General features: G+C 64.5%; 15 protein-coding genes. 8 read left to right on the forward strand and 7 right to left on the reverse strand.

Going from position 1 to position 14,478, the window contains the following annotated elements:
* Window positions 1–59 precede the first annotated feature (59 nt).
* Window positions 60–467, reverse strand: a complete 408-nt coding sequence (locus U5822_RS05200; protein WP_322854567.1) for a TM2 domain-containing protein — start codon at window positions 465–467, stop codon at window positions 60–62.
* A gap of 328 nt (window positions 468–795) precedes the next feature.
* Window positions 796–1,902: a helix-turn-helix domain-containing protein gene (locus U5822_RS05205; RefSeq protein WP_322854568.1), complete on the reverse strand. Its 1,107-nt coding sequence runs from the start codon at window positions 1,900–1,902 to the stop codon at window positions 796–798.
* Between the two features lie 210 nt (window positions 1,903–2,112).
* Between U5822_RS05205 and U5822_RS05210 the strand changes: the two genes are divergently transcribed.
* Entirely contained in the window at window positions 2,113–3,018 is a 906-nt protein-coding gene (locus tag U5822_RS05210) for a metal-dependent hydrolase (RefSeq protein WP_322854569.1), read from the forward strand.
* Between the two features lie 39 nt (window positions 3,019–3,057).
* Here U5822_RS05210 and U5822_RS05215 read toward each other — a convergent pair whose 3' ends face one another.
* Both U5822_RS05215 and U5822_RS05220 read right to left on the reverse strand, forming a co-directional pair.
* The gene (locus U5822_RS05215) at window positions 3,058–4,158 is read right to left on the reverse strand and encodes a GGDEF domain-containing protein (protein ID WP_322854570.1); all 1,101 of its coding nucleotides are present in this window, start codon (window positions 4,156–4,158) and stop codon (window positions 3,058–3,060) included.
* Window positions 4,159–4,264: 106 nt separating this feature from the next.
* Window positions 4,265–5,080 carry an SDR family NAD(P)-dependent oxidoreductase gene (locus U5822_RS05220; protein ID WP_322854571.1) on the reverse strand — a complete coding sequence of 272 codons (816 nt, stop codon included), beginning with the start codon at window positions 5,078–5,080 and terminating at the stop codon, window positions 4,265–4,267.
* Between the two features lie 255 nt (window positions 5,081–5,335).
* Between U5822_RS05220 and U5822_RS05225 the strand changes: the two genes are divergently transcribed.
* Together U5822_RS05225 and U5822_RS05230 are read left to right on the forward strand one after the other, a co-directional pair.
* Complete coding sequence (locus tag U5822_RS05225) at window positions 5,336–5,794, forward strand: NfeD family protein (RefSeq protein ID WP_322854572.1); 459 nt, start codon at window positions 5,336–5,338, stop codon at window positions 5,792–5,794.
* Window positions 5,795–5,796: 2 nt separating this feature from the next.
* Entirely contained in the window at window positions 5,797–6,831 is a 1,035-nt protein-coding gene (locus tag U5822_RS05230) for an SPFH domain-containing protein (protein WP_322854573.1), read from the forward strand.
* Window positions 6,832–6,851: 20 nt separating this feature from the next.
* Here U5822_RS05230 and yfbR read toward each other — a convergent pair whose 3' ends face one another.
* Complete coding sequence (yfbR, locus tag U5822_RS05235) at window positions 6,852–7,445, reverse strand: 5'-deoxynucleotidase (protein ID WP_322854574.1); 594 nt, start codon at window positions 7,443–7,445, stop codon at window positions 6,852–6,854.
* Between the two features lie 105 nt (window positions 7,446–7,550).
* Here yfbR and U5822_RS05240 point away from each other — a divergent pair, with 105 nt between their 5' ends.
* Window positions 7,551–8,375 carry an amino acid ABC transporter substrate-binding protein gene (locus U5822_RS05240; RefSeq protein WP_322854575.1) on the forward strand — a complete coding sequence of 275 codons (825 nt, stop codon included), beginning with the start codon at window positions 7,551–7,553 and terminating at the stop codon, window positions 8,373–8,375.
* Here U5822_RS05240 and U5822_RS05245 read toward each other — a convergent pair.
* Window positions 8,372–11,176 (reverse strand): DUF748 domain-containing protein, encoded by a 2,805-nt coding sequence (locus tag U5822_RS05245; RefSeq protein ID WP_322854576.1) that lies wholly within the window; start codon window positions 11,174–11,176, stop codon window positions 8,372–8,374. The genes U5822_RS05240 and U5822_RS05245 overlap by 4 nt on opposite strands.
* Before the next feature lie 152 nt (window positions 11,177–11,328).
* Between U5822_RS05245 and pdxH the strand changes: the two genes are divergently transcribed.
* Genes pdxH through U5822_RS05265 form a run of 4 tightly spaced genes read left to right on the forward strand, consistent with a single transcriptional unit; the run spans window position 11,329 to window position 13,357 of the window.
* Window positions 11,329–11,964, forward strand: coding sequence for a pyridoxamine 5'-phosphate oxidase (gene pdxH, locus U5822_RS05250; protein ID WP_322854577.1), 636 nt, complete (start codon window positions 11,329–11,331; stop codon window positions 11,962–11,964).
* Window positions 11,961–12,542, forward strand: coding sequence for a DNA-3-methyladenine glycosylase I (locus tag U5822_RS05255; protein ID WP_322854578.1), 582 nt, complete (start codon window positions 11,961–11,963; stop codon window positions 12,540–12,542). The genes pdxH and U5822_RS05255 overlap by 4 nt, the downstream gene beginning before the upstream one ends.
* A 57-nt stretch (window positions 12,543–12,599) precedes the next feature.
* Window positions 12,600–12,905, forward strand: coding sequence for a DUF6482 family protein (locus tag U5822_RS05260; RefSeq protein WP_322854579.1), 306 nt, complete (start codon window positions 12,600–12,602; stop codon window positions 12,903–12,905).
* The gene (locus U5822_RS05265) at window positions 12,902–13,357 is read left to right on the forward strand and encodes a DUF3429 domain-containing protein (protein WP_322854580.1); all 456 of its coding nucleotides are present in this window, start codon (window positions 12,902–12,904) and stop codon (window positions 13,355–13,357) included. Before U5822_RS05260 ends, U5822_RS05265 begins: the two co-directional genes overlap by 4 nt.
* A 3-nt stretch (window positions 13,358–13,360) precedes the next feature.
* Here the strand turns inward: U5822_RS05265 and U5822_RS05270 are convergent, their stop codons facing one another.
* A complete protein-coding gene (locus U5822_RS05270; RefSeq protein WP_322854581.1) occupies window positions 13,361–14,359 on the reverse strand; it encodes a sigma-70 family RNA polymerase sigma factor in 999 nt (332 codons plus the stop codon).
* Window positions 14,360–14,478: the final 119 nt, after the last annotated feature.

A 14,478-nucleotide genomic window follows, 5' to 3' on the forward strand; every position in this document is an offset into this window, starting at 1 on the left:
AACTTGAATTAGGTGCTACGCGGGAAGCCGTCAACCAGACCTGAGCGGAGAACCCGGGCTTAGCTGAACAGCCGCTCCTGATTGCGCTCGGAGATCTGGCTGTTCAGGGTCCAGAAGTCGTACAGCACGCCCAACAGGAACAGGCCGCCGGTCAGCAGGTAGAGAATGCCTGTGATCCACTTGCCCTGGTACATGCGGTGCAGACCGAAGACCCCGGTGAAGGTCAGCAGCAGCCAGCCGATGTTGTAGCTGACCTCGCCGTCCCGGAACCGAATGTCGGCCTCCCGATCCATGGCCGGGATCAGGAACAGGTCGATGATCCAGCCGATGAACAACAGCCCCAGGGTGAAGAACCAGATGGTGCCGGTGATGGGTTTGCCGTAGTAGAACCGGTGGGAGCCCAGGAAGCCAAAGATCCAGAGCAGATAGCCGAAGAGTTTGCTGTGGGTGTCGGTTCTGGTTTCCATGTTTTTTCCTTATGGGCTTAGTGTGGTTGGTTGCCTAGCCTGAGGGGATGGGTGGCCGGCCGTGAGATGGTTTTATTTTCCTTTGGAAAAGAACTCGCTGCGCTCAGACAGCTTTTCCAGGCGGGAAAATAAAACCACCTCCCGTCCGTATGACAATAAGGGCATAGGCACTGAATACAAAAGAAAAATTCTTCACGCGGACGGCCCATCAAGAAGCCAGCAGGGCGTGGGGTGGGTTTCTATTTTTTTCTGAAAAAAGGTGCCCGAGCGCAGCGAGTTCTTTTTCCAGAAAAAAATAGAAACCCACCCCGCGACCACGCTCCCAAATTCAGGGCCCCAGTTCCGGCGCCGGATCCGGCCCATCCTCCCGAAACTCGCTGGCCGACTTGCCGGTCCACTTGCGAAACGCCCGGCTGAAATTGGACAGGTCGGCGTAGCCCAGCTCGTAGGCGATCTCGCTGACCGACTGATTGGTGTACCGCAGCAACTGGATGGCGCGGTCTTTCAGCACCGACTCGACGATCTCCCGGTAACTGGTGTCCCGGTCCGCCAGCCGCCGCTTGAGGGTTCGTGACGACACACAGAACCGGTCCGCCATGGCCTCCAGGGACGGCAGCGGGCCCGGCATCATGCGCAGCATGTTACGGATCGCCAGGGTGATGTCGCCCTGCTCCTTGAGGGCTTTCTGCAGTTCGAACTCGCACTGGTCCCGGGCCATCTGCGAGGCCTCGGCGTCGGCCAGGCGCATGCGTACGTCGAGCAGGCCCTTGGGGAACACCAGCATGACCTCGGGCTGGTTGTACTGGAACTTGACCGGCAACTGGTTCTCGAAGGCCCGGTAGTAGGCCGGTTCCGGGGCACTCAGGCGCACGGTCACGCCCGGCAGCTTGCCATCGGACAGGGCAAAACCCCGGCTTTCAGCGTCGTTGCGGTCCAGCAGCTGCTCGGTCAGCAGGATCAGGGTGGCGCTGACGGTTTCGGCCAGGAACGGGTAGAGCTCGGGCACATCGAATTCGGTGCACAGTTGCACAATCACCTGCTCACCGGCCAGGGACTGTTTCATGCTCAGAAACGGCGCTCGAAGCTGCAGGTACCGGTGCACCGAGTCCAGGGCCCCTTCGAAGGTGGGGCTGGTGAGGGCGGCGAACCCCAGGGTGCCGTGGATGGTCAGGCGCAACTCCCGGGCCAGGGCAAAGCTCAGGCCATCAGGCCCGGCCAGTTCCAGGGCGCGCTGGGCCATGAGGATGGCGTCGGTGACGAATACCCGGCTGTCGTTGGCTTTCAGGTCCTCGGCGGAAAATTCCAGGCCCTCGTAGAGCTGGCGGTCGTTGTGGCCAAGCTGACGCACGGTTTCCGCCAGTACCCGCATGTACACACCGGGCACCAGGAACAGCCCCAGCATCCGCCGCTCTTTGTCCGTTCCGGTTGTTGTCATAGGGGATCCTTTACGGGGTTGTCATCGGACTCTAGCAAAACCAGGCCGGCATCGCAGTGGGGCGGATAACAGGGGAGGCCGCGTCACCCGAGTCAATTTCCGGGTCCCTGGCCCAACCTGAACGATGGCCGTCCCGTTCGCGCATTCCGTCTGCCCCTTGCCTCTCACACACTGGAAGCCATGACATCCGTCAACCTGAGGAGAACACCGATGCTGAGAACCAAAACCCGCGAGACCCGTCCGCCGGTCACCGACAAGGCGTCCAACACGCCCGACCACGTGTCCATCAAACCCCAGCGCATGGGCTTTGAATTCGATGGCCGGGTGCCGCGCTACTGGCTCGACAACAACTACCTGTTGAGTCACACCATGAACGCCCTGTCCGTGCTGTTCCCCGAGGGCGAGCAGTTTTTCGTGGATGCGGTGCGGGCTTTCCGGGGCCAGATCCAGGACCCGAAGCTGAAAGAGGAAGTGCGCGGCTTCATTGGCCAGGAGGCCATGCATTCGCTGGAACACATCGCCATGAACCAGCACGTCCGTGACCAGGGCATGCCGGTGGAAGCCATGGAGCGGGATCTCAAGGTGCTGCTGGACGCGGTCCGTCTGCTGCCCAAGCGCCACCAGCTGGCGGTCACTTGCGCGCTTGAGCACATCACCGCGATGATGGCCGATCTGTTGCTGGAGCGGAACGACATCCGTGACGACATGGACGAGAGCATGCAGCCGCTGTGGGTCTGGCACGCCATCGAGGAAACCGAACACAAGGCAGTGGCCTACGACGTGTTCGAGCAGGTCGGCGGCACCTACGTCGAGCGTACCGCCTACCTGGTAGTGAGCACCGCCATGCTCGGCGTGATGACCACCTGGTTTACCGGCCGGATGATGCTGAACGACCGCAGCAATTTCTCCCTGACCGGCGCCGCCAAGGGGCTGTGGCGGATGTGGGGGGTGAATGGCGCCTTCTCCAGCCTGATCCCGTCCTGGCTGGAGTACTTCAAGCCGGGTTTCCATCCCTGGGACAAGGACAACAGCGAGCTGATCGCCAACTTCAAGGCCAAGATCGAGCAGCACATTGCGCCGCAGTACCAGAACGGCAATCGCCGCACCCTCCAGTAATCTCTGCAGTAATCCCCGTGCGGACGGATCCGGGCCGGTCTAGACCGCCCGGTCCGGGAGCAGGGGCCGGATCGACTTGCCGGTGTCGGCCCCGAACACGCAGTTGCGTCCCGCCCGCTTGCCGCGGTACAGGCCCTGATCGGCCATGCAGAACAGGGTCTCGGCGTCCCGGCCGTGCTCGGGCCAGTGGGCAATGCCAAACGAGGCAGTGACCCGGATGCGGGCCTCGCCATAATCCAGTTCCCGGCGGGCGATGCTCTGACGCAGCTGGTCCACCAGCTCGAACGCCGTGGCCGGTGTTACGTCCCGCAGAATCAGCCCGAACTCCTCGCCCCCCAGGCGGCCGACAAAGTCGGTCGAGCGCAACCGTTCCCGCAACTGCTGGCCGATGCTCCGCAGCACCAGATCGCCGGCGTCGTGACCCAGGTTGTCGTTGATGATCTTGAAGTGATCGATGTCCATGATGACCAGGGCAAATACCGCGCCACTGCGGTCGTTTTCGGCGATGGTCCGGTGCAGCGTGGCCTGGAAGGTGCTGCGATTGGCCAGGCCGGTGAGGGCATCGGTCTGGGCCATGTCGACCAGGCGCCGCTCCGCTTCCTCCCGGCGCATTTCGTAGACGTGGACAAAGGTGAGGGTCAGGGCGGCACACAGCACCAGGTTCAGCAGGTCGATCAGCACAGCCGGGCTGCCGGCCTCCCCCAGGTAATGCCAGTAGATTCCGGCCCCGGCCAGCATGAACGGCAGGCTGAGCAGCAGGCCGGCCCGCCGTCCCAGCAGCAGGTAGGCCAGGACCGGAATCATCAGGATCCAGACGAAGGCGGTCACCGAGGCGTCGGGCAGCAGCATGATGGCCAGGAAAAACGAGAACAGGGCGAGCAGGTAGGTGTAGATCCACAGCTGCAGGTGCGGGGTGGTCCGCAGCCGCCAGGCGCCGAGGAAGAGCAGGGTGCTGGCGCCGATTTCCCCGAGCCCGACCCAACCGAAGCCGTTCAGGATCTGCAGGCAGGCGAACACCAGCAACGCCGCCCCCGTTACCATGAACAGGAGCCGCATCAACGACCGGCGATGGCTGTCCCTGAGACCCGAGCAACTCTGGTCAAGAGCCGCCCCCAGGTCCATGGATTGAGGCGTCTGCATGCTGATTCTTTCCCTGAATGAACAGCAAGTATAGGACCTTTTCCCGGCCTGTAAACTTTGCCTCGGGGGCTGCGTCCATCAACGCCCGAGGCCGCCCCAGGGCGCGTTAGACGTACAGGTTCTTGCGCGAGAAACGCTCCACCAGCGGCTGGTAGGCGGCCCCCAGCAGGCGGTTGATGGCGTCGATGCCCCAGGCGTCGGGGCCAACCAGAATCCGCGACTCGTCCCGGCGAATGCCCCGGACGATGGTGGCCGCGGCCTTCTCCGGTGTGGTCATGGCCAGCTTGTCGAAGCCCTTGCGCTGGGCGGCCCCGTTCTCGGACTTGCCCATGCGCGCCGAGTTGGCGATGTTGGTGCGGATGCCGCCCGGGTGCACGCAGCTGACGGCCACCGGCTGTTGTTCCAGGTTCATTTCCTGGCGCAGGGCCTCGGTGAAGCCCCGAACCGCGAACTTGGCGGCGTTGTAGGCGCTTTGCTTGGGTACGCCGATCAGGCCAAACACGCTGGAAATGTTGACCAGGTGGCCGTCACCGGAGGCGATCAGGTGGGGCAGGAACGCCCGGGAACCATGTGCCACACCCCAGAAGTCGATGTCCATGACCCACTTGAAATCCTCGTCGGTCATCTCCCGCACCGACGCCGACAGGGCGACCCCGGCGTTGTTGATCACCAGATTGACCTGGCCGAAATCTTTCACCACGGCCTCGGCGTGGGCGTAGATGGCGTCGCGATCGGCCACGTCCAGCCGGTAGCTCTTGACGTCGGCGTCCTTGAGCGCCGCCACGGTTTCCGCCAGCCCGGTGTCGTTGACGTCGGAAATCGCCAGGCGGCAGCCCTGTTGCGCCAGCGCCAGGGCCAGGGCCCGGCCAATGCCGGAACCGGCACCGGTGATCACCGCCACCTTGTTGTTCAGATCCTTCATGATCAAACCACCTCTTGTTGTTGAGTGTTCGCAACCATCGCCCACCGGCATCGGCGGGCGCCGGCTCACAACGACCCGGGCACTGCCCAGTAGAGCAGTTACTCTACCAGTTGCCCCGGGGCTGGGTATGGCAGCAGTCGTCACTTGCCACAGGCGCTCCGGCCACCTTGGGACGCCACCGATGGTTTTGGGTACAATCGAGCGCGGTGGCCGGCATCGTCGGCCCACTTCCTTCATTTAACGGTGGATGCGCGTATGGAATGGAGTCTCACCCACTTCTGGCTGATCCTGGCCCTGGTGCTGAGTCTGGCGGAACTGACCTCCGGGGTCTTGCTGTTACTGGCCCTGGGGGTTGCCTCGGCGCTGACCGCGTTGCTGGCCTTCCTGGGCGTGCCCTTTGAATGGCAGCTGGTGGGCATGGGCCTGTTTTCCGGGCTGCTGGTGCCGATCGCAATCCGCTGGATCCGGCCCCGGTTTTCTCCCAAAGGCGTGGCCTACGGCACCACCGGCACCGGCGTGGAGCAGGGTCGGCACTACCAGACCGAGATCCGCGACTTCGACGGCGCCTGCGGCATCAAAATCAACGGCGACTTCTTCCTGCTACGGGTCCGGAGCACCGGCCAGACGGATCTGCCCGCGGGCACCGAGGTCGCGTTCCAGCAGTTTGACGGCACCACCGCCGTGGTCGAAATCCTCACTCAAACGGAGCAGTAAACATGGAGCAGTTCATCACACCGGGGCTGGTCATCAGCCTGATTTTCCTGGTTATCGGCGTCTTCATCATCGCCAAGGGCCTGGTCATCGTGCGTCAGTCGGAGGTCATGGTCATTGAGCGACTGGGCTCCTTCAATCGGGTGCTGGAAAGCGGGGTGAATATCATCATCCCGTTCATCGAGCGGCCCCGGCCGATCACCATGATCCGCTACGTACGCATGGGTGAGGACTACCACCCGGTGACCAGCGACGAGACCCGCATCGACCGGCGCGAGACGGTAATGGATTTCCCGGGCCAGCCGGTGGTGACCACCGATAACGTCACCGTGAAGATCAATGGCGCCCTGTACTACCAGATCATCGATCCCCGGCGCGCGGTGTACGAAGTGGCCAACATGAGCCAGGCGGTGGAGGTACTGGCCAAGACCACCCTGCGTTCGGTGGTGGGCAAGATGGAACTGGACAAGCTGTTCGAGTCCCGCAGCGAGGTCAACAACGCCATCCAGGCCGAGATGGAAGAGCCGGCGTCGAAGTGGGGGGTGAAACTCACCCGGGTCGAGGTCCAGGACATCAGCATGCCGGAAGAAGTCGAGGAGGCCATGCGCCTGCAGATGGCCGCCGAGCGCAAGCGCCGGGCCACGGTCACCGAAGCCGAAGGCGAGAAGGCGGCGGCCATCGCCATGGCCCAGGGCCAGCGCGAATCCGCCATCCTGAACGCCCAGGGCGACAAGGAGTCCGCCATCCTGCGGGCCCAGGGCGAGCAGGAATCCATTCGCCTGGTGCTCAGCGCCATGGGCGATTCCGAGGCCAACAAGCAGACCGTCATCGGCTACCTGCTGGGCCAGAGCTACATCAAGGCCCTGCCCACCATGGCCCAGGAAGGCGAGCGGGTGTTCGTGCCCTACGAGTCCTCGGCCCTGCTGGGTTCCATGGGCATGTTCCGGCAACTGGCCGGCAGTCCGGAAGACACCGTGCGTCAGGCCCTGCAAAAGGATGGCCTGAAGGGCGGCCTGTTCGGGGCCTCGGCCGACGTCTGACCCCGGCGACGGCCGGCCCCTCAGCCCAGCAAGTTGTCCAGGGGCTGGTCGTAGCTGGGCGCGAACACATCCAGGAAATAGGCCACTTCCCGCAGGCCGTCCTGGTCCAGGCGCGCCCGGATCTGCTTCGCCGCCGGTTCGAACTCGGCGTTGCCGGCGCGGATCTCGGCCTGGCACTTGAGCCAGGCCGACAGGCGATCGGCGGCCTTGATCAGCTCCTTGTCCTCCGCCGGCAGGTGCGATTCCCGCACGTAGGGGGCAAAATCGTCCCGCAGGTCCTCGGGCAGCAGGCTCAGCAGCTCGCCCTCGGCCTTGTGCTCGACATCGCCGAAGGCCTCCCGCATCACCTTCGAGTGGTATTTCACCGGCGTCGGCATGTCGCCGGTGATGACCTCGGTGGCGTCGTGGTAGAGCGCGGCCGCGGCAATCCGGTCGGCGTTGACCTGGCCTCCGAAATGGCGGTTACGAATCAGCGCCAGGGCGTGGGCGATGGTCGCCACCTCCCAGGAGTGGGTCGCCACGCTCTCTTCGATGGCGTTGCGCATCAGGCCCCAGCGCTTGATCCAGCGCAGGCGGGAGACGTAGGCGAAAAAGTGGCTGGCAGCGTGATTCATGACGCGTATTCCTGTTTTGCACTAATTTATAATCCGACGGTTCAGCCCGAGCCCGGCCGATGATAAGCTGAATCCGTGTTCACTCGCTACAGACCAGGGATTGTCGTGTCAGCAAGCCAACCACTCCGCCGTCTTCTGCTCTGGACCACCGCCGCCGTGGCGTTGGCCGGACTGAGCCCAGCCCAGGGCAGCACCGTGATCACCGTGGGCGCCTATTATTTTCCCCCGGTGGCGGAGGTCGATGCCGACAACCAGCCCCTGGGCCTGCTCGGCGACTTGGTCACCGCCCTGGAGGCGGTCCACGACGACCTTGAGATCAACATCTTCTACACCTCACCCAGGCGCCGATACCTGGATTTCGAGGCCGGCCTGTACGACGTCATCCTGTTCGAGAGTGCCGACTGGGGCTGGTCCGGCCGTGACGTGACCATGAGCCGCCCCATCCTCACCGATGAGGAATTCTATGTCGCCCTGAAAAAGCCCGGTCGCGACCTGTCCTTTTTCGACGACATTGGCAGCCGGCGCCTGGTGGCCATGTCCGGCTACCACTACGGTTTTGCCGACCTGGAAACCGACAGTCAGACCCTGCAGGCCCATTTCGACATCGAATTCTCCGACAGCCACAGCCGCAACCTGGAACTGATCAAGGCCGACCGGCCGTCGGTGGCGGAGGTGGCGATCATCAGCCGCTCCTACCTGCAGCGACACCTGTCGGAGCACCCGGAAGACTGGCGTCAGCTGCTGATTTCCGACAAGCTCGACCAGCGTTACCAGCTCCGCATCATTGCCCGCCGGGACGGCCCGGCCAGCGCGGGCGACATGCTGGAGTTGCTGGCGCCCCTGGTGCACGACGGCTCCTACCGGATGATGGTGGAAAAACGCGGGCTGCAATTGCCGCCCGGCTTCCTGACCGGTTTCGACCTGCCCTAACGCACGTTCAGATTGAACTGGACCGTGACCTCGCCGCGCTCGTTGACCTCGGCGGCGCGGGACGGATCCAGCAGGAACAGCTGCTTCGCGGGCACCTCATGGGTTTCCTGCAGCACCCGGCGCACGGTGACCCCCCGGGCCGACGCCAGGTTGTTCAGCGCCTCCGGCGACAGGCTTCGTTCACCGTTCAGGTAAGCCTGCCGGGCCTGCTGCCATTCGGCATCCGGCAGGGCGCGCGTGCCGCCGGCCGTCAGCTCCTGTCGCAGCAGGGCGAGACCGTCGGCCTCCGGCGCAACCCCGCCGCGCACACTCAGCAGCAGGTCTGGACGATCCAGCAGACCGTCGGCCAGGGCCGCCAGCTTGTCGGCCTCTCCGTCCGCCAACTGGGTGCTGCCGGGTTTGAAACTGACCTGCCCCAATTCCTCGGTGCTGAGCCCGGCCAGATCGGCAATCGAGCCCATCATGCTGAACGGCGAGGACGCGGCCTTCACCAGTAGATTGCCAAAGGCCCGCATCACCAGCCGGCTGACGCTGAACTCGGGATCCGACAGGTCGCCGCTGATGGGCAACTCCACCTCAATCACCCCATCCCGATCCCGGAGCAGGGCCAGCCCCAGCGCCACCGGGACGTCGATGGCCTGATCGCTGGACACCTTCGGTCCCAGCTGAAGTCGGTCCATGACCACCAGGTTCTGGGCGTCCAGCCGGGTTCCGGCAATTTCATAGTCCATGTCCAGGTCAAGCTTGCCGCTATCGACGCTGTAGCCGATGTAACGGCCAAAGTAAGGCGCCAGCTCAGGTAGGGACAAGTCGTTCAGCTCCAGCTTGAGCTGGCTGTTGTCGTCGGTGCCCAAAGCTCCCAGGGTGCCGGAAAATTTCACCGACGCCACCTCGCCGACCCGGCCACTGATATTGACCTGGCCCTGCTGGGGCTGAATGTTGCTGATGCCGGTGACGGTACCGGACAGGCGGTCGAAGGTGGTGGTGAACACCGGCTCGGTGGTGCGATCGGTGTACGCCAGCGCGCCCTGCTCCAGCAGTAGCTGCTCGATCCGGAAAATAAACCCGGGATCAGTGCCGTCGTCAGCGTCGGCGGGCTGGGCATCGGCGGCGCCGCCGGCGGAGGTCGACGGCACCACCCGGGCCAGGTTGTGGACGCCATCGGCGTTGCGAACCACGTTGACCTGGGGCTGGGTCAGGGTCACCGTGCCGATTTCCAGCCGGGCCGGATGGACGTTGTATTCGATGGGCGCCAGCCGCAGGGTTTGCCAGGCCACCAGGCGATCGCTCATACCGGGCAAGCGCAGCCCCAGCCCGGCCAATTCCGCGGTGCCGCTGAAGGTACCGGTCAGCGGCGTAGTCTGGCTGTCCAGGTCGAGATTGCCGTCCAGCGCCAGGGTGCCGGCGACCAGGTTCAGGTTGGCCACCTCCTTCAGGTAGGGTTCAAAGGCGGCCAGCGCCACCTCACTGCCCGACACCGCCGCCTCCAGGGTGAACGGCAAGGGGGTCAACTGGCCGTCCAGGGCCAGCTGGCCGCCACTGGCCAGCGTCGCCTGCAGCCGGTAATTGACCGGCTCTTCCAAATAGTGACTGAGTTCCCCGACCGAGAGGCTCAGTTGTTCCAGGGCCAGATCGGCGGCCTGCTCCGGCTGCCGGTCCTGCCAGCGCAGCCGGCCCCCGGTCAGCTCAATGCCGGCCACCGACCAGCGCAGCGGTCGCGCGCTCCCGGCGTCCCGATCTTCGGCCGGGGTCTCGGCGCTGTCCGCGCTCAGGGGCGCCAGCCAGTCGATGACCCCGGATTCATTGCGGGCCACCGACAGCTCCAGCCCCTCCAGGGTCACTGGCCCGAGCACCAGCTCCCGGGCGCCCAGGTCGAACTCAATCTGTTCCACCGCCAGGGTGCCGGAGTTGAGCTGCGCCGCCTCACTGTCTTCGTCGACGGCAAGGGCCAGGCCGTCAAACGTCAGGCTGCCGTTGCGGGTGGCCAGCAGCAGGAAATCCCCGGCCTGCAGCTCGTACTCCGAACTCAGGCTGACCTGGCCGGCGCGCAGGTCGTAGGGCAGGTAGGGGGACAGGAAATGCTCCAGGGTCTCAAAGCCAACCCCGGTAACGCTGATCGTGCCCCGGGAGTACAGGGGCGCGATGCTGAGCTGACCCTGCCATTCGATGCTTTCATCACCGATGGCGGCCTGCAGGCTGTAGTCACTGGCGTCCTCGTCCCGGGACCAGGTGGCCAGGTCGTTCAGGTTCAAATCCAGCGGTGTGACGCGGAATTCCGCCGGCTGCTCGGCGCGGAAATCCCGCAGCAGCAGCTCGCCGCCCTGCACGTCGATCTGGCCAAAATAGAATCGCGGCGGCGCCGACGTCGGGTCGGACTGGGCCGCTTGCCCAGAGTCGGGGTTGTGGGCCTGCCAGTCCCGCATCAGATTCAGGCCGTCCGATTCCAGCAGATCGAGCCGGACGAACGGCTCCTCCAGCCGGATGGCTTCGAAGCCGATGATGCCGCGAACCAGTTGCAGCGCGTTCAGATCCACCATCAGGCGATCGAAACGCAGCACCGGCTCACCGTCGCCGTCCTGGGCCGACAGCCCCTCCGCCTCGACCGCCAGGATGAAGGGATTGACCGATACCCCCTCGACCTCCGCCTGCCAGCCCATGCGCTCCGCCAGTTGCTCCGGCAGGTTGCGCTCCAGCCACCAGGGCAGCACCAGAAAGCCGGCGACGCCGTAGAGAACGACGAACAGAAGAAGGCTGAACAACAGGAATCGCGCCAGTCGGCTTGGGTGTCGGCTCTGGGCCACAAAGGTCTCCTTGTGCAGGGAAGTTCCGGGGCCGGCCGGGCCCCGCCTGTTCACAAGGATAGTCGGCCCGGGCCAGTTTTGTCAGCTTCCGCTGAACCCGATATGCTGCGCTCTCGTAATGATTTCAGACGGTTGGTTTGAGAGGAACGCCTATGGACATCGGTGACATGCGCCGGGACTTCGAAAGCGAAGGCCTGGATCGCGACGCGCTGGACGACAACCCGGTCCGCCAGTTCAAGCACTGGTTCGACGACGCCCGCAGCGCCGGCATCCTCGAGCCCAACGCCATGTCCCTGGCCACCACCGGCGCCGACGGCATGCCCGACCTGCGCACGGTGCTGCTGAAGTATTTCGACGAGCAGGGCTTCGTGTTCTACACCAACTACGGCAGCCGCAAGGCCCGGGAAATGGACGAGAACCCCCGGGCGGCGCTGCTGTTCCCCTGGATCGGACTCAACCGTCAGGTCCGGATCCAGGGCGCGGTGGAGAAGGTCAGCAAGGCCGAATCCCTGCGCTACTTCGCGTCCCGGCCCCGGGGCAGCCAGATCGGCGCCTGGGTGTCCGAGCAGAGTCAGGTGATTACCTCACGCGGCCTGCTGGAGCAAAAGGTGGCCGAGTTGAAACAGAAGTTCAGCGCCGGGGAAGTGCCGCTGCCCAGCTTCTGGGGCGGCTACCGGGTGGTGCCCGAGCGGATCGAGTTCTGGCAGGGCCGGCCCAGCCGCCTGCACGACCGCTTCGAGTATGTGAGGGACGGCGACGGCTGGCTGATCCAGCGGCTGCAGCCATGACCGAGCCCCAGCGCTGCCCCTGGTGCGGCACCGATCCGCTGTACGTGCATTACCACGACACCGTCTGGGGCCGACCCGAGTACGACCCCCTGGCGCTGTTCGAGAAGCTGTGCCTGGACGGCCAGCAGGCCGGCCTGAGCTGGCTCACCATTTTGCGCAAGCAGGACACTTACCGGCAGGCCTATGATGGCTTCGACCCCGAACGGATCGTGCACTACGACGACGCCAAGGTGGCCGAACTGCTGGCCGACCCGGGCATCATCCGCAACCGGCTCAAGGTCCAGTCGATCATCAAGAACGCCCGGGGCTTTCTGGCCCTGAAGGACCAGGGTACGGATTTCAGCGCTTTTCTCTGGTCCTTCGTCGGCGACCGGCCGATCCAGAACCGCTGGCACCGGTTCGAGGACGTGCCGGTGACCACGCCCGAGTCCGAGGCCATGTCCCGGGCGCTGAAGCGCGCCGGCTTCACCTTTGTCGGTCCCACCATTGTCTACGCCTTCATGCAGGCCACCGGCATGGTCAACGATCATCTGGTGCAGTGTCCACAGCATCAGGCCTGTCGATCCGAGGCAAACTGATCCCATCCCGCACCGGCAGCGTAACACTGGCTATATTGTTACCACCGGAGCAACACTGTGCGAATCACCCTGGACGAATTGAGAGCCAGCACGGGTCCGGTCATCGACCTGCTGGAAATCATTTCCCTGGAAGGGCAGCATTACATGGCCCGCCTCACCATGGACGGCGAAGTCCGGTTATTATCGAGCCGCAACGGCGAGACCAGCCTGTACCGCAGCGCCTGGCAGATTCAGGACACCCTGGCCAGCTTCCGGATCCGGGAGACCCTGGTGGTCCACCCGTCCGCTTACCACGAAATGGTCGGCATGGAACCGGCCGACATCGAACCCATGCGCATCCGGGTACAGAGGGAAAAGTCATGATTGCCGTGGCCAGACTGACCGTGTTCGTGGGGATCGCGGGACTGATCCCTTTCCTGATGGCCGTGACCGCGCTGTTCATGGTGCCCCAGCTCAGCGTTTCGGTGGTGTCCTGGTTCTACCTCTACAGCGCCGGCATCCTGGCGTTCATGGCCGGCGTGTACTGGCCCATCGCCATGCAGCTGGACGACTGCAGCTACCCCCAGTCGCCCATTGTCACCATGGTGCTGAGCCAGGTGTTTTTCCTGGCCGCCGGCCTTGGCCTGTTCCTGCCGACACCGGGTCAGATCCTGCTGTACACCCTCGCCTATCTGGCCCTGTACGTGGTCGACGTCCGTTGGATGCGCATTTACTGGCCGGCCTGGTACCTGCGGCTGCGGCTGCTGCTGACCACGGTGGTGCTGCTGTGCCAGTTCACCGTCGCGGCCTGGTACTTCCTGCTGCACGGCGCCTGAGCCTCAGGCGCCGAACACCGCCTCCAGCGAGTCGAACCGACTCTGCAGCTTCTTGATGGCAGTTTTCTCGATCTGCCGCACCCGTTCCCGGCTGATGCCCAGATCGTCGGAAATCACCTGCAGGGTGTGCGGTTCGGGCAGGCCCAGGCCGTAGCGCCGGGACAGGATGGCCTGCTCGCGCTCGGTCAGCGCCCCAAGCATGGCCTTCAGGGTGCGACTGCGGTCGCGCTCGGACATGGGGTGCTCGGGCGAGCTCTGCTCGGCGCTCTCCAGGCTGTCGCCCAGGGTGACCGAGCCGTCGTCCACCAGAGGCACGTCGGTGGACACCTCCCGCAGCGCCAGCGCCCGCAGCTCGCCGATCCTCGACGGCGTCGCCTCCATTTCCCGCGCCAGCTCGGACTGGGACGGTGTCCGGCCCAGGCTCTGATGCATGCTCAGGGACACTTTTTGCAGCTGCCGGATCTCGTCCACGACGTTCTCCGGGGTGTGCACCAGGCGGTTGCCCCGCTGCAGGCAGCGCTTCACCTCCTCGCTGATCCACCAGTAGGCGTAGGTGGAAAACCGGAAGCCCCGGCTCGGATCAAACCGCTCCGCCGCCTTGATCAGACCGACGTTGGCGTCCTGGATCAGGTCCGACATGGGAATCCCGTGCTGGGAGTAACGGCGGGCGATGTGCACGGCCAGGCGCAGATTGCTCTGGATCAGTTTGCGCCGGCAGGCCGTGGCCAGATGAAAGGCGCGCCGGCACCGTGTCGAAAAGGCGCAGGCGTCGCCGAGACTGCCCACCACTTCCCGGAAGGTCTGCGGTGTCGCTTCCGGCAGCGCCAGTTCGCCACTGATGATGCGGTAGCAGCGCGTCAGTTTACGGGACAGGCGGCGTTCCGCCTCGTCGGTTAAGAGTTCATACCGGGACGCATCCCTGAAGTACAACCCAACCAGGGAATCCCTTTCGCCATTGTTGGGCGTGGTCGGAGACGGTCCCAGCCTGTCGGTTTTACGCATGGCTGTGGTACCGGTTGGAAATTTACAGAAAATACGTGACCGGACGGCGGCTGGATTGGTCGGTGGGGCAGGTTGCCAGGAACGGCGGGAAGCGGGTGCAAACGGCAGTATCCACAGGC

The sequence above is a fragment of the Marinobacter qingdaonensis genome (assembly GCF_034555935.1).
Taxonomy (GTDB): Bacteria; Pseudomonadota; Gammaproteobacteria; order Pseudomonadales; family Oleiphilaceae; genus Marinobacter; species Marinobacter qingdaonensis.

What these genes read in the sequence shown, in the direction of transcription:
- U5822_RS05255 (WP_322854578.1), top strand. Translation starts at nt 11,961, where the DNA reads ATGACCGAGCCCCAGCGCTGCCCCTGGTGCGGCACCGATCCGCTGTAC.
- yfbR (WP_322854574.1), bottom strand. Translation starts at nt 7,445, where the DNA reads ATGAATCACGCTGCCAGCCACTTTTTCGCCTACGTCTCCCGCCTGCGC.
- U5822_RS05225 (WP_322854572.1), top strand. Translation starts at nt 5,336, where the DNA reads ATGGAATGGAGTCTCACCCACTTCTGGCTGATCCTGGCCCTGGTGCTG.
- U5822_RS05270 (WP_322854581.1), bottom strand. Translation starts at nt 14,359, where the DNA reads ATGCGTAAAACCGACAGGCTGGGACCGTCTCCGACCACGCCCAACAAT.
- U5822_RS05220 (WP_322854571.1), bottom strand. Translation starts at nt 5,080, where the DNA reads ATGAAGGATCTGAACAACAAGGTGGCGGTGATCACCGGTGCCGGTTCC.
- U5822_RS05205 (WP_322854568.1), bottom strand. Translation starts at nt 1,902, where the DNA reads ATGACAACAACCGGAACGGACAAAGAGCGGCGGATGCTGGGGCTGTTC.
- U5822_RS05210 (WP_322854569.1), top strand. Translation starts at nt 2,113, where the DNA reads ATGCTGAGAACCAAAACCCGCGAGACCCGTCCGCCGGTCACCGACAAG.
- U5822_RS05215 (WP_322854570.1), bottom strand. Translation starts at nt 4,158, where the DNA reads ATGCAGACGCCTCAATCCATGGACCTGGGGGCGGCTCTTGACCAGAGT.
- U5822_RS05265 (WP_322854580.1), top strand. Translation starts at nt 12,902, where the DNA reads ATGATTGCCGTGGCCAGACTGACCGTGTTCGTGGGGATCGCGGGACTG.
- U5822_RS05200 (WP_322854567.1), bottom strand. Translation starts at nt 467, where the DNA reads ATGGAAACCAGAACCGACACCCACAGCAAACTCTTCGGCTATCTGCTC.
- pdxH (WP_322854577.1), top strand. Translation starts at nt 11,329, where the DNA reads ATGGACATCGGTGACATGCGCCGGGACTTCGAAAGCGAAGGCCTGGAT.
- U5822_RS05230 (WP_322854573.1), top strand. Translation starts at nt 5,797, where the DNA reads ATGGAGCAGTTCATCACACCGGGGCTGGTCATCAGCCTGATTTTCCTG.